Origin of the sequence: Kitasatospora sp. NPDC101447, from assembly GCF_044767225.1 — a bacterium.
Lineage (GTDB): Bacteria > Actinomycetota > Actinomycetes > Streptomycetales > Streptomycetaceae > Kitasatospora.
This window is the reverse complement of sequence record NZ_JBIWNL010000030.1, coordinates 16,833-30,732: the sequence shown is the minus strand read 5'-3', so window position 1 is coordinate 30,732 and position 13,900 is coordinate 16,833. Positions and strand designations below refer to the sequence as shown.

At 75.1% G+C, this 13,900-nt stretch carries 9 protein-coding genes, 1 tRNA gene and 1 pseudogene; 2 read left to right on the top strand and 9 right to left on the bottom strand.

Annotation, left to right across the window (positions count from 1 at the left end):
- Positions 1-179 precede the first annotated feature (179 nt).
- The 5 genes and pseudogenes from ACIRST_RS31355 to ACIRST_RS31335 all read right to left on the bottom strand — a co-directional run.
- Positions 180-1,094, bottom strand: coding sequence for a hypothetical protein (locus ACIRST_RS31355; protein ID WP_402806295.1), 915 nt, complete (start codon positions 1,092-1,094; stop codon positions 180-182).
- Between the two features lie 110 nt (positions 1,095-1,204).
- Positions 1,205-1,651 carry a DUF4442 domain-containing protein gene (locus ACIRST_RS31350; protein WP_350526601.1) on the bottom strand — a complete coding sequence of 149 codons (447 nt, stop codon included), beginning with the start codon at positions 1,649-1,651 and terminating at the stop codon, positions 1,205-1,207.
- A 147-nt stretch (positions 1,652-1,798) separates the two neighbouring features.
- Positions 1,799-1,874 (bottom strand) — tRNA-His (locus ACIRST_RS31345).
- Positions 1,875-2,043: 169 nt separating this feature from the next.
- Positions 2,044-2,646 carry an oligoribonuclease gene (gene orn / locus ACIRST_RS31340; RefSeq protein ID WP_350526600.1) on the bottom strand — a complete coding sequence of 201 codons (603 nt, stop codon included), beginning with the start codon at positions 2,644-2,646 and terminating at the stop codon, positions 2,044-2,046.
- Positions 2,647-3,514: 868 nt separating this feature from the next.
- Positions 3,515-4,517, bottom strand: a pseudogene (locus tag ACIRST_RS31335) (helix-turn-helix domain-containing protein); the annotation flags it as partial.
- 1,103 nt (positions 4,518-5,620) lie between these two features.
- On the opposite strand from ACIRST_RS31335, the gene ACIRST_RS31330 reads away from it, so the two are divergent.
- Complete coding sequence (locus ACIRST_RS31330) at positions 5,621-6,421, top strand: GNAT family N-acetyltransferase (RefSeq protein ID WP_402806291.1); 801 nt, start codon at positions 5,621-5,623, stop codon at positions 6,419-6,421.
- Positions 6,422-6,427: 6 nt separating this feature from the next.
- Here ACIRST_RS31330 and ACIRST_RS31325 read toward each other — a convergent pair whose 3' ends face one another.
- The gene (locus tag ACIRST_RS31325; protein ID WP_402806289.1) at positions 6,428-7,363 is read right to left on the bottom strand and encodes an HAD-IA family hydrolase; all 936 of its coding nucleotides are present in this window, start codon (positions 7,361-7,363) and stop codon (positions 6,428-6,430) included.
- A 1,102-nt stretch (positions 7,364-8,465) separates the two neighbouring features.
- On the opposite strand from ACIRST_RS31325, the gene ACIRST_RS31320 reads away from it, so the two are divergent.
- The gene (locus ACIRST_RS31320) at positions 8,466-8,930 is read left to right on the top strand and encodes a universal stress protein (protein WP_402806398.1); all 465 of its coding nucleotides are present in this window, start codon (positions 8,466-8,468) and stop codon (positions 8,928-8,930) included.
- 233 nt (positions 8,931-9,163) lie between these two features.
- On the opposite strand, the gene ACIRST_RS31315 is transcribed toward ACIRST_RS31320, so the two are convergent.
- The 3 genes from ACIRST_RS31315 to ACIRST_RS31305 all read right to left on the bottom strand — a co-directional run bounded on the left by ACIRST_RS31315 (position 9,164) and on the right by ACIRST_RS31305 (position 13,865).
- Complete coding sequence (locus tag ACIRST_RS31315; RefSeq protein WP_402806287.1) at positions 9,164-10,354, bottom strand: acyl-CoA dehydrogenase family protein; 1,191 nt, start codon at positions 10,352-10,354, stop codon at positions 9,164-9,166.
- Between the two features lie 224 nt (positions 10,355-10,578).
- The gene (locus ACIRST_RS31310; protein WP_402806284.1) at positions 10,579-11,565 is read right to left on the bottom strand and encodes a hydroxymethylglutaryl-CoA lyase; all 987 of its coding nucleotides are present in this window, start codon (positions 11,563-11,565) and stop codon (positions 10,579-10,581) included.
- Positions 11,562-13,865 (bottom strand): acetyl/propionyl/methylcrotonyl-CoA carboxylase subunit alpha, encoded by a 2,304-nt coding sequence (locus tag ACIRST_RS31305; protein WP_402806281.1) that lies wholly within the window; start codon positions 13,863-13,865, stop codon positions 11,562-11,564. Before ACIRST_RS31305 ends, ACIRST_RS31310 begins: the two co-directional genes overlap by 4 nt.
- Between the last annotated feature and the right edge of the window lie 35 nt (positions 13,866-13,900).

Genomic DNA, 13,900 nt, shown 5'->3' with positions numbered 1-13,900 from the left:
CGGCGGGCGGGCGGGCGCCGCCTTGCCCCGGCGGGCCCGTCGAGCCCCACTGTGCCGGGTACCGCGTCTCGGCAGCCGCTCTCGTGCGCCCCGGTCCCGGGTGCGAACTCCCGTCGACGGCGGGGGAAGCGGCCGCCGTGGCAAGGTCAGGGCGCACCGCTCCGGGGGCGGGCGCCTCGCTAGTGGCCGCGCGGAAGCCCGCGGTGCTTGCACATGGCCGCCCCGGTGAGCAGCAGCCCGGCGGCGATGGGGGCGAGTACGGCGGTCGCGGTGGCGGAACCGTGGTGCACGGGGGTCACCGTGGCGGTGTCGGCGATGGCGAGGGTCTCGGGCGTTCCGCCGGCGCCCGGTGCGGCAGGGCCGGCGGGGGCCGTCGTCGCGTCACGGTCGGTGGAGGCCCCGGTCACCGGGTCGGTCTCGGAGGCCTCCAGGACGGGTGGGGTGTCCGCGCCGTCGCGCTGCCGCGGCACGGTGGAGCGGGTGGCGCCGGGGTGCGTCTCGGCGGAGGGCGGGGCCGCGGGCTCGCCGTCGCGGACGGCGCGGGCCTCGGCCGGGTCGGCCTGGGCGGGGTCGGTGTCGAGCAGGCCGGAGGCGATCGCGAAGGCGTCGGGGACGGCCGCCCGCTGGCCGGGGAGGGGCAGTCCGCCGGCCCGGATCCGATCCTGCAGGCTGCCGCCGGACGTCCCGGCGGCCCCGCCGGCCGAGCCGTCGGCGAGGCCCCCGGGAGGCCCGGGGGAGCGGCGCGGCGCTTCGCCCGCCGACGGTCCCTGCCCGACGGGGCGTTCGGCTGACTGCCCGTCGGGTGCGGGGGCGCCGGGTGCGGCCGCGTCGAGCGTCGGTGCATCGAGGGCCGGTGCGTCGAGGGCCGGTGCGCTGTGCGGGACGCGGCGGACGGCGGGTCGGGCCGGTTCCGGCAGCGGGTCGGCGGACGCCGCGTACGCTCCGGCCACGCCGAGGCCCCAGAGCTGTGCGAGCAGGGCTCCGGCGGCCGCCACGGCGCGCGGGCGGGGCAGCCACCGCGCGATCCCGCCCCGGGCTCCGGCGACGCCGTGGGGGGCGGGTTCCCGGGGCTCGGTCGCGTGATTGGCTCGCACGTGAGTTGAGAACGAGCGGACGGGTGGTGAGGTCACGCCCGTCGTCACGGACAGTCATCGCGAGAGTGGCCCCGGGTCGGCGTTCCCCGGGGCCACCGACCGCGCGGCGGTCAGGAGTTGGGACGCAGGGTCCAGGTGACCGTCATCACACCGGTGACGGCGCCGTCGGCGCGGGTGATCTCGACGGTGACCGGGAACTCCGGGCGGTCGCCGGCGTCCAGCTCGGCGACGATCTCGGCGGCCGGGCGGCCGAGCACGGCGGTGGCGGTGACCTCACCCATGGCGAGCTTCTTGTACGCGATCTCGGCGTTCACGGCCAGCGGCACGGCGCGGGACAGCTGGTCGCCGAAGGCGGCGAGCACGATGCAGCCGCTGGCGGACTCGGCGAGCGTGAACATCGCGCCGGCGTGCGGGCCGCCGACGTGGTTGTGGAACTCGGGCTGGTCGGGCAGCCGGAGCACGGCGCGCTCCGGGGTGGTCTCCAGGTACTCAAGCTTCAGGGTGTGCGCCATCGGCACGGTGGCGTCGAGCATCTGGCCGATCTTAGGTGTGGTCATGGCGACGATGTTACTAGCCGGTAGCTTGCGGCGGCAGGGGCCGATCGGAAAAGCCGGGCCACCGGGCGCAATTGAAGGGGTGCGAGATCGGGGAACGCGAAAACGCCCGAGGGGCCGATCTCTTGAAGAGATCGGCCCCTCGGGCTCTGGGGTGAGTGACGGGACTCGAACCCGCGGCCACCTGGACCACAACCAGGTGCTCTACCAACTGAGCTACACCCACCATCTGTCCGGTCCGTTCCCGCTCTCGCGTTCCCGTTCCGACAGGAAGAACTCTACAGGATCCGAGAGGGTGCTCGCGCCAGGGTTCCGTTCCGGCGGACGCGGCACCCCCGCGGACCCTGATCCGGGCCGCCGCCGGGTGCTCCCGGGTGCTCCGGGGTGCTCCCGGGTCAGCTCGTGGGGGCCTGGTGCTTCGCGGCGATGGTCCGCGCGGTGTCGGCGTCCGGGCCGGGCTGGGGGACGAACACGGCCTCGCGGTAGTACCGCAGTTCGGCGATGCTCTCCCGGATGTCGGCGAGCGCCCGGTGGTTGCCGCCCTTCTGCGGGCTGTTGTAGTACGCCTTCGGGTACCAGCGGCGGGCCAGCTCCTTGATCGAGGAGACGTCCACGATCCGGTAGTGCAGGTGCTTCTCCAGGGCCGGCATGTCCCGGGCCAGGAAGCCGCGGTCGGTGGCCACCGAGTTGCCGCACAGCGGCGTCTTCCCGGCCTCCGGCGCGTGCTCGCGCACGTACGCGAGGACCCGCTCCTCGGCCTCGGCGAGGGTCACCCCCTGCTCCAGCTCCTCCAGCAGGCCGGAGGCGGTGTGCATCGCGCGCACCACGTCCGGCATGTTCGCCAGGGCCTCCGCCGGCGGCCGGATGATGACGTCCACGCCCTCGCCGAGGACGTTCAGCTCGGAGTCCGTCACCAGCACCGCGACCTCGACCAGGGCGTCCCGGTCGAGGTCGAGGCCGGTCATTTCACAGTCGATCCATACCAAACGGTCATTCACGCAACTCACCCTACGGCGCGATCACGCGCCGCGGGGACCGGTGGAGCCGAGCGGGGTGCCGGAGCACAGCCTTCGGCCTGGTGCTCCTCCGCCCCGCCGTGCGCGCCGCGGCCGTCCGCGTGCTCGCCCTCCCGGCCGGTGCGGACCGCGTGTCCGTCCCGTCCGGCACGGGCCTCGCGCGCCGTCCGGGCACCGTCGGCCGCGGGCCGACCGCCCTGGGAGCGGACCTGCGGCGCCCGTGCCTGCCGGCCGCGGAGCTCGCCCGCCCCCGCCCCCGGTGCGGGCTGCCCGGCCGGGGCCGGCATCCGTCCGGCGGCCGCACCGTGACCGCGACCGGCCGCGCCCGGCTCGTCCGCGGGCCGTTCGACCGCGCTGCGGTGCCCCTGGCCCTGACCGCGCGCCCCCGGCTGGGGCAGGCCGTCCTCGGCCGCCGCGTGCTCGGCGGTGCGCGGCGGACGTCCCGCACCCGACCCCGCCTGCGGCGGGACCAGCGGCGGCCGCACCGGACCGCGCCCCGCCGCACCCTGCTGCCCGGGGTGCGGCTGCTGCGCGGCGGTCTGGTGCGGGTACGGCTGACCGGCGCGGGCGTGGAAGGCCTGGGCGGCCGGCGTCCCGGCCTGTCCCGGACCGAACCCGACCGGCTGGCCGTGCGCACCCGGCTGACCGTGGCCGACCGGCTGCCCGTGCACCGGCTGTCCGTGCGGACCGACGGGCACCGCTGCCCCCGGCGCGAACGGCTGTGCCGACGGCCCGCCGTGCGCCCCGCCGAACAGCGCACCGCCCGCCGCGGAGGAAGCGGCCGCGTGCGACAGCGCGCCGGGCAGCCGCAGGTCGCCGCCGTGCGCACCGGCCGCCCCGGGCGACTGCTGCCCGGGACGACGCGCCCGGTAGCTGGTCCGGTACGCGGCCGGGGACACCCCGAGCTGGCGGCGGAAGTGCCCGCGCAGCGCCACCGGCGAACGGAACCCGCACCGGCGCGCGACGTCGTCCACCGACAGCTCCGAGGTCTCCAGCAACCGCTGCGCCTGGAGCACCCGCTGGGTGATCAGCCACTGCAGCGGGGCACTGCCGGTGAGCGTGCGGAACCGCCGGTCGAAGGTGCGCCGGCTCATGTACGCGCGGGCCGCCAGCACCTCGACGTCGAACTGCTGGTTGAGGTTCTCCAGCGCCCAGGTGACCACCTCGGCCAACGGGTCGTTGCCGATCTCCTCCGGTAAAGACTGATCGATGTACTGCGCCTGTCCTCCGCCGCCGCGGCGACTGGGCACCACCAGGCGGCGGGCCAGCGCGTTGGCCGCCTCGGCGCCGTGGTCGCTGCGCACCACGTGCAGGCACAGGTCGATGCCGGCGGCGGTGCCGGCCGAGGTGAGCACGTCGCCGTCGTCGACGAAGAGCTCGCGCGGGTCGACGTGGACCCGCGGGTAGCGCTTGGCCAGGGTCGGCGCGTACATCCAGTGGGTTGTGGCCGGCCGACCGTCGAGCAGGCCGGCCGCGGCCAGGACGAAGGCGCCGGTGCAGAGGCCGATGATCCGGGCGCCCTCGTGGTGGGCCTTGCGCAGGGCGGTGATGGCCTCGACCGGCGGGGGCTGGGAGATCGAGCGCCAGGCCGGTACGACGATCGTGCCGGCCCGGGCGAGGGCCTCCAGGCCGTACGGGGCGGAGAGGGTCAGGCCGCCGGTGGTCGCCAGCGGGCCCTCCTCGCCGGCGCAGACCAGCAGGCGGTAGCGGGGCACCCCGGCGTCCTGGCGGTCCACGCCGAAGACCGAGAGCGGGATGGAGCTCTCGAAGATCGGGGCGCCGCCGAAGATCAGCACCGCGACGGTCTCCCGGCGGCGTCGGCCCGACAGCTTGCGCGGCGCGGCGGCCGCCACCGCGGAGAGCGAGCCGTTCGCACCGGGTCCGCCGCCGTGGCCCAGCGGCCCGTGGCCGGGGGCGGAGCCGAGCGCGAGTCCGCCGAGCGGGCCGCCGACGGCTCCGGAGGCGCCGTTGGGGCCCGGAGCAGCGCCGCCGGGGTAGGCGGGGTGGGCGGGATGCCCGGAGTAGGCGGGGTAGCCGGGGTGGCCCGCGTAGCCCGGGTGCTCGCCGCCGTAGGCCGGGGTGTGGCTGACGAGGCCTCGGCTGACGGGCTGTCCGCCGGTCGCTTGGGCCCCGATCGGCTGGCCGCCGATCGGCTGGCCGCCGATCGACTGGCCGCCGCCGCCGACGTTCCCGCCGCTGACGGGGTGTCCGGCGGCGTGCAGGCCGCCGGTGTTCTGTCCGGGGCCGTTCTGTCCGGGGCCGTTCAGCCCGGAGCTGCTCTGCCCGGCGAACGGGGGCTGGCCACCGTACGGTGCCGCCGCGCCGTGCTCGGCGGCGGCCGGGTTCGCGCCCGGGCCGCCGACGGGGGAGTGCGCTGCGGGGTGCGAGGGGTACGGGACGGCGCCCGGGGTGCGGGTGCTGGCGGCGATCGCGGAGGTGGCGGAGGTGCCGGTGCTTCTCGCGGATCGACCTGCGGTGCCGGCCACCGCCTGGCCGCTGTCAGGACCCGCGTCGCTCCTGCTCACCCTGCTCAAGGCGCTCAAGCCCCCTCGGTGGTGTGGTGTGGGTGGTGCGGCACTGCTGGCCAAGATCGAAATCTATCGGGTGGACCATTGCCGTTGTGACAAGTTCACCATCCGACGCTATGTCGACATGGCAATTTGGCGTGATGCATTCGATCACGAAGCGTGGCACCCGTCGACCCTTCTGGGAAGAGGGCCGGGGCAACGGTGGCTGGTTGTCGCGGGGCCGTTCCTGGGGTGTCCGGCCCGCGTGCGCCCGATCGGCGGGTCTGGGCTGCGGATTTGCCCAAGGGGGAGGGATCGGCGCGAAATTGACCGAAAATCGGCGGTGCACGAGAGGGCGCACGGGCATGAGTCGTGCGCCTCCCAGGCTTCATCCGGCCAAGCCTGGTGCGGCGGAACCGCTATCCGGACCGTCGGGTTACGGTCCTGCCGTGAACAGCGACAGCCGGCTCGAACGGGCCAACGACAACGCCGCCGCCTTCTGGCTCGCCCAGGCCCGGGTGCACGGCTGGCGGTCCCGTGTCCGGCCCGGCCTGACGGCCGTCCGCTGCGCCCGCACCCCGGACGACGCGCACCGCATCCTGGTGACCCGCCCCTACGCCGAACCCGGCACGGTGGAAAAGGAGTTGGCGGACCTGTTGAGCGCGTGGTCGACCATGCACTTCACCGTGGAGGACCCGTACGGCGGGCTCGACCTCTCCCGCTTCGGGGCGACCCGGATGCCGGAGATGCCGGTGATGGTCCGGGAGCCGGGCCCGGTCGAGGGTGCGACGACCGCCCTGCCCGCGGTGTACGGGGCGCACGGGGGCGGCAGCCTGACGGTCGATGAGGTGCTGGACGGGGACGGCTTCGCGCTGGTCGAACACGCGATCGTGGAGGGGTTCCCGCTGCCCGCCCGCCGGCCGTGGGTGCGCGGTGAGGCGCTCCCGGAGCAGTTGCTCGGCGAACCCGGGTGGCGGGCGTGGCTCGGCCGCGTCGACGGCGCCGTCGCGGGCACCTGCCTCACCTACGACGACGGACGGGCCACCGGCGTGTACTGGGTCGCCACCCTGCCCGACCGGCGCGGCCGCGGAGTCGCCAAGGCCGTCCTGCGGACGGCGCTGGCCCACGCGCACCCGGACCGCCCGGCCACCCTGGTCGCCACCACGCTCGGCGAACCGCTCTACCGCAAGCTCGGGTTCGTCGAGCAGGCCCGAACCCGCTGGTGGAGCCGTACGTCGGCGGAGGGCTGACGGGCGCTACCCGGCAGCCGCCGCGACGCCGGTGCGGGCGTCGGCGATCACGGCAAACCCGGCTGATCGGTTTCGGACACCGGACCCGGCTCCGGTGCCCGGCGCGCTGCCCGCCCCGGCGTTCGCAGGAACGGGCGCATTCGGACCCGCCGGGGCGGACGCCGTCGAACGTGCGCCGGACCGTGCGCCGACCAGCGCCTCCTCCGCCCCCACCGGCACTCCGGCAGCCCTCCGCCGTGCGGTCCCGCCGCTGTGGATCCCCGGCCGGGGCGACGGCGCGTTCCGCGCGGCGAGCACCTGGCCGACGGCCTCCGGCAGCCCGGCCGCCTTCAGCGTCGGCCGGTAGCCGCTCTCCGCCCACGGCCGGCCGTGGTGCAGCCAGACGCTGCGCAGCCCGGTCAGTTCGGCCCCGGCGATGTCCGCGGGCGCGTGGTCCCCGATCATCCAGGTGTGCGCGGCCCAGTCCCCGGTGGGCGCGATGCCGCAGCGCTGGGCGGCCATCTCGAAGATCAGCGGATCCGGTTTGACGCAGTCCGCCTCCTCGGAGATGACCCAGCCGTCGACCAGTGGCCCCAGACCGGTCCGCCGGATCTTCTCCAACTGCGGCCGGGTGCCGCCGTTGCTGACGATCCCGAGCGTCCACCCGGCCGCCCGCGCGGCCTGCAGGGCCTCGATGTGCCGGGGCGGGCAGTGGATGTGGGAGTTGATGCCGCGTCGGTAGTGGGCGAGCAGGAAGTCGGCGGAGACGTCCAGGCCGTAGCGGCGCCGAACCGCGGACAGTACGGTGCTGCGCGGCACGTAGCCGCCGCCGTCGATGGTGACGAACCAGTCGAGGTCGCCGGGCGGAAGGCCGTGATCGGACAGGAAGTCCTGCGCCCACGCCCGGAAAGCGGCGTCCCGGGGGAGCAGCGTGTTGTCGAGGTCGAACAGGAGCAGGGGCATGCCGAGCATGGTGCCAGCGCCTGCGGCTATGCACCTGGCAAATGCCAGAGCGCGTCGCGAAGCCGTACCAAGTGGCTGGATCGGGCTCCGACAGCTGGCGTACGGATCCCGTCCGGGCCGGGGGCGGGTGGTGCAGGGGCAGGTCGGTGGGGTTGTCGTGACCGCCGGGGCGTAACGGTTCGCGACGTGCCGCAACGGATCGTCGCCGATCAATGACAGTCCGGTCACGGTGTCCCGCGGGCCTGTTGCGCCGCCCGGTCCGCTCAGTCAAGCTCCAGGGAACCTCCTTTCCGGAGGGGGCGCGATCGCCTGCGGACAGGGCGCACTGCCACGGCGGGCGCATCCTCCTTTCGCGGGAACAACGTCGCTCCGGGGCTTCGCCGCTGGGCCTGGCCCCGCGCCCGTCGTACTCTGAAAGGAACAGGTCACATACGGTGCTGCGCGGTGCAGACCGACGTCATCCCGTGGGCGGGCCTGCTGCCCGGGCAGCGTTGTCCTCTCCTGTCGGCCCCTCTCCCTCGAAGAGCCGTGAGCCATGGCTGGTTTTGAGCCTCCCCGACCGGTCGAACCGGACTCGCCCCGCAGTGCGGGAGCGGCGACCGGGAGTGGAGACGGCGTCCGCACGAACCTCGGTCCGGTCGACGGGCATGCCGTCGAGCGCACCGACGGCGGCACGGGTGACCTTGCGGACGGCCCCGCGAACCGCAGAGCGGACGGAGCGGGAGCGGACGGAGCGAACGGCGGCCCTGCCGACGAGCACCGGGACGCGCACGCCGCTGGCCACGCCGATGGGCATGCCGGTGGGCATGCCGGTGCGTACGTCGAGCCGCGAACCGTTGCTCGCGGGGAGGCCCCGGGGCGCGTCGAGGCGACTCGGCCTGCCGAGCCGGCCGCAGGTGGCGACGGACCCCACGGTCTCGCGCGCGCTCTGCGTGGTCTCGCCCGCCGTGGCAGCCTCGCCCGCCGTGACCGCTCTGGGCCCCGCCAACGGCGCGGAGAGGCCCCGGCCGACCCTGCGGGGCCTCCGGTGACGGGCCGCCTGGGCCCGGGCGCTGAGCGTCCGGAAGCGGCTTCCGGCGCGGCCGACCGGTTCGACGGGCTCATCGAGCCGTCGGTGCAGGACACCCCCGCGCCGTCGCTCGACCCGACGTTCCAGCACGGTGTGGTGGTCGGCTTCGACGGCTCGTTGTCGAGCGAGCGCGCGCTCGCCTACGCGGTCGGCATGGCGCGCCGTTCGCAGTGCGGCCTGGTGATCGTGCACGTGGCCAACCGCCTGCCGGCCACGGTCTGGGCCGGCTGTGAGCCTCCCGTCTTCGTCGACCTCCCCGATCACCGGACGGAGGTCCTCGGCCTGGAGCTCGCCTGCGCGGACTTCCTCGCCGGGGTGCCGTGGATCCTGGTCGAGCGCGGCGGCGACATCTGCCACGAGATCGAGGAGGTCGGCCGCGAGTACGCCGCCGACGCGATCGTCGTCGGCACGACGCACGGCCTGCTCGGCAAGATCTTCGGCTCGGTCTCCGGCCGGCTGGCGCGGCGGGCCAACCGACCGGTGATCGTGATCCCCTGAGGGGTCGTCCGGTCGCCTCCTCCTGCTGCCTCTCCGGTTGCCTCCTCCGCCATGGCCCGCTCCTCAACGCCGTTGATGGAGCGGGAGGTTGACCCGGCGGGCTCGGCTCAGGCCGCGGCTGCCGCAGAAACCTCCGCAGCCGTCACAGCCCCCGCAGTCGCCGCGGCCGTGACGGTCACGAAGGCGCCGTCACGGCCGCGCCGGTCACCGACCCGACGGTCGGCGACGCGCGGTCACGAGGTGATGCCGAGCTCCCGGGCGATGAGCATCCGCTGGACCTCGGACGTGCCCTCCCCGATCTCCAGGATCTTGCTGTCGCGCCAGAAGCGCGCCACCGGGAATTCGTTCATGAAGCCGTACCCGCCGTGGATCTGGGTCGCCTCGCGGGCGTTGTCGACGGCGGCCTCGGACGAGTACAGCTTCGCGATCGCGGCCTCCTTCTTGAACGGTTCACCGTGCAGCATCCGGGAAGCGGCGTCCCGCCAGGCCAGGCGGGAGGTGTGGGCGCGCAGCTCCATGTCGGCAAGCTTGAACTGGACGGCCTGGTTGGCGCCGATCGGCCGGCCGAAGGCCCGGCGCTCGCCGGCGTACTTCACGGACTCGTCGACGCAGCCCTGGGCCAGGCCGGTGGCCAGGGCCGCGATCGCGATGCGGCCCTCGTCGAGGATCCGCAGGAACTGGGCGTAGCCTCGGCCACGCTCGCCCAGCAGGTTGGCCGCGGGAACGCGGCAGTCGGTAAAGGACAGTTCGCGGGTGTCGGATGCGTTCCACCCGACCTTCGAGTACTTCTTCGAGACCTGGAACCCCGGGGTCCCGGTGGGCACGATGATGGAGGAGATCTCCCGCGAGGGCGAGCGGAAATCGCCTTCTTCACTCGAACGAGCGATCGGTTCGGTGAGCGCGGTGACGGTGACCAGGCCGGTGATGTCGGTACCGGAGTTGGTGATGAAGCACTTGGTGCCGTTGATGACCCACTCGTCGGTGGCCTCGTCGTACCGCGCGGTGGTGCGGGTGGCGCCGGCGTCCGAGCCGCCCTCCGGCTCGGTGAGGCCGAAGGCGCCGAGGAGTTCGCCCGAGGTCAGCCGGGGCAGCCACTCGCGCTTCTGCTCCTCCGTGCCGAAGCGGTAGATCGGCATCGCGCCGAGCGAGACGGCGGCCTCCAGCGTGATCGCCACCGAGGAGTCGACGCGGGCGAGTTCCTCCAGGGCGAGGCCGAGGGCGAAGTAGTCGCCGCCCATGCCGCCGTACTCCTCCGAGAAGGGCAGGCCGAAGAGGCCCATCCGCCCCATCTCGCGGACGATCTCGTAGGGGAACTCCTCGCGCTCGTAGAACTCGCCGATCTTCGGCGCCACCACGTCCTGGGCGAACTCGGCGACGGTGCGCCGGAGGTCCTCGTACTCGCTGCTGAGTCGGTGGTCGAGCATGGTGATCCTCCTGATGCCCGGCCTGGTGGCCGCGGGCGTGGGCGGGACGACCGGCGTCGGTCGGTCGGACGGACGCGCGGGTGCGGTCGGGGGTGGGTGGATGAGGGACGGGCGGGGTGCGGGGGGGGGGGGGGGGGGGGGGGGGGCGGGGGGCGCCGGGGCCCGGGGGGGGGGGGGGGGCCCCCCCCGCGCCCCCGCGCGCCCCGGGGGGGGGGGGGGGGCGGTCAGCCCCGGGCGGCGCCGAGCAGCGCCTGGACGGTGCGGGACGGGCTCGGGCGGCCGAGGCGCTCGGCCATCCAGCCGCTGGTCGCGACGAGGGCGCGCAGGTCCACGCCGGTCCGGACGCCGAGTCCGTGCAGCATCCAGACCAGGTCCTCGGTGGCCAGGTTGCCGGTGGCGCTCTTCGCGTACGGGCAGCCGCCCAGGCCGCCCGCCGAGGCGTCCACCGTGGTGACGCCCTCGCGCAGCGCCGCCAGGGTGTTGCTGAGCGCCTGGCCGTAGGTGTCGTGGAAGTGCACGGCGAGCCGGTCGGCCGGCACCCCGGCCCGGGCGAAGCCGGTCAGCAGGGCGTTCACCTGGCCCGGGGTGGCCACGCCGATGGTGTCGCCGAGGCTCAGTTCGGAGCAGCCCATCTCCAGCAGCCGGACGCCGTGGCGGACCACCTGCGGGATCGGGACGGGCCCCTCCCACGGGTCGCCGAAGCACATCGAGAGGTAGCCGCGGACCGCGACCCCCGCCCCGGTCGCCCGGGTCACGACCGGCTGGAACATCGCCATGGCCTCGTCCGCCGAGCGGTTGAGGTTGCGGCGGGCGAAGGTCTCGGTGGCGCTGGCGAACACCGCGATGTCGCCGGCGTGGTGGGCGAGCGCGCGGTCCAGGCCGCGCTCGTTGGGCACCAGGACCGGCAGCCGCAGGCCGGGGTGGCGCTCCGGCAGCTCGGCGAGCCTGGGCATCAGGTCCTCGGCGTCGGCCAGCTGGGGCACCCACTTCGGGTGCACGAAGCTGGTGGCCTCGACGGTGCGCAGGCCGGCGGCGGCGAGCCGGGCGATGAACTCGGCCTTGACCTCGACGGGCACCAGGGCGCCCTCGTTCTGCAGGCCGTCGCGGGGGCCGACCTCGTGGATCCGGACCTCCTCGGGCAGGCCGGGGGCGCGGACGGGGTCGGGCAGGCCCAGGTCGAGGGCGTCGGGCTCGCGGGCGGGGGTGGTCACGACCGCACCTCCGCGGGTTCGGCGGGTTCGGCGGGCGCGGCGGCAGTCCCGGTGGCGGTCTCCCCGGCCGCGGCCTCCTCGACCGGGGTGACCACGACCAGCAGGTCCTCCATCGCGACGGTGGCACCGGCGGTGGCCCGCAGCTCGGCGACCACGCCGTCGTGCGGCGCGGCGATCACGTGTTCCATCTTCATGGCCTCCAGCACGAGCAGGGGCTGGCCCTTGCGGACCGTCTCGCCCGCCGTGGTCTTGACGACGGTGACGGTGCCGGGCATCGGGGCGGTCAGGGCGCCGTGGTGGGCGCCGGCCCCGGCGGCGCGCTCGACGGCCGGGTCGTAGGCGTGCAGCGGCCAGGCGTCGCCCTCGATGCCGAGCCAGGTCACCGGTCCGGCGGCGAGGCCGGGGGTGGCGTCGGTGGCCAGCGAGAAGGTGGTCTGCAGGCCGTCGACGGTCAGGTGCAGCCGGTCGCCGGCCAGGGCCGCGCGGGCGCGGTGCACCGGCCCGTCGCCGAGTCGGAGCTCCACCTCGCGGGCCCGCCCGGCGGAATTGTCAGTGGCGTCGACTACGTTGCTCGCAGTGATCGAACGGATGCGCACCGACACCGGGTCCTGGCCGGGGGTACGGAGTCGGTGGGTGGTCCAGGCGGGGGTGCCGCTCAGGCGCCAGCCGGAGGGAAGGGAGAACGGGTCGGTCCAGCCGCCGGGGGTGGCGGCCGGGGTGAGTTCCAGGTGCCGTGCGAGCGCGGCCGCGAAGTAGAGGAGGTGCGCGGGCGACGGCGGTTCGGCCGCTGCGGCGTCGGTCCCGTTCCCGGGGTGGGCGGGCGTCGTGGCCTCGGCCGGAGCGGTTGCGTTGACGGGGGAGTACGACGCGGTGAGCAGGGCCGGCTGCTGCTGGGCGGTCTGCTCCACCAGGCCGGTGTCCAGTCGGCCGGCGGCGACCTCGGGGTGTGCGAGGAGCCGCCGCAGGAAGCCGGTGTTGGTGGTGACGCCCAGGATGCGGGTGTCGGCCAGCGCGGCGCGGAGCCGGCGCAGCGCGGTCGGGCGGTCGGGCCCGTACGCGATGACCTTGGCGAGCATGGGGTCGTAGGCACTGGTGACGACGGTTCCGGGGGCGACCCCGGAGTCGACGCGGATGCCCTCGCCCCGGGGCTCGTCCAGGGTGAGGATGCGGCCGCCGGTGGGCAGGAAGTCCCGTTCCGGGTCCTCGGCGCAGATGCGGGCCTCGATGGCGTGGCCCAGGAAGGAGACGTCGGACTGGGCGAAGGAGAGCCGTTCGCCGGCGGCGACGCGCAGCTGCCACTCGACCAGGTCCAGCCTGGTCGCGTCGGCGCCGACGGCGACGGCGAGTTCGGTGACGGGGTGTTCCACCTGGAGACGGGTGTTCATCTCCATGAAGAAGAAGTCCCGCACCCCCTCGGCGGCGGAGGCGGGGGCGTCCGGGTCGATGCCGGGGACGATGAACTCCACGGTGCCGGCCCCGGTGTAGCCGCAGGACTCCGCGGCGCGGACGGCCGCGGCGCCCATCGCGGCGCGGGTCTCGGCATTGAGGAGAACGGAGGGAGCCTCTTCGATCAGCTTCTGGTGGCGGCGCTGCAGGCTGCACTCGCGCTCGCCGAGGTGGACGGTGGTGCCGTGGGCGTCGGCCAGCACCTGCACCTCGATGTGGCGCGGCCGGTCGATCCAGCGCTCCAGCAGCAGGGTGTCGTCACCGAAGGCGGTCCGTGCGACGCGGCGGGCGCCGGCGATCTCGGCGGGCAGCTCGGCCGGGTCCCGCACGAGGCGCATGCCCTTGCCGCCGCCGCCGGCGGACGGCTTGAGCAGCACCGGGTAGCCGATCTCGTCGGCGGCGGCGACGAGTTCCTCGTCGGTGGGCGCGGTGGCCTGGCTGCCCGGGACCACCGGGACCCCGGCGGTCCGGACGGCTTCCTTGGCGTTGATCTTGTCGCCCATCAGCTCGACCGCACCGGGAGGCGGTCCGATGAAGACGAGGCCGGCGTCGGCGCAGGCGCGGGCGAAGCCGGCGTTCTCGGCGAGGAAGCCGTAACCGGGGTGGACGGCCTGGGCACCGGTGCGGCGGGCGGCGGCGAGGATCTGGTCGGTCCGCAGGTAGGTCTCGGCCGCCGAGCTGTCGCTGCGGTCGGCCGGGCCGAGCCGGACCGCGACATCCGCCTCGCGGACGTGCGGGGCGTCGGCGTCCGCGTCGCTGAACACGGCGACCGAGCGGACACCGAGCCGCCGCAGGGTGCGGATCACCCGGAGGGCGATCTCGCCGCGGTTGGCGACCAGAACTGTGTCGAACATGGGAGGCGTTCCTCCGGGTCGAGGGGAGCCGTACG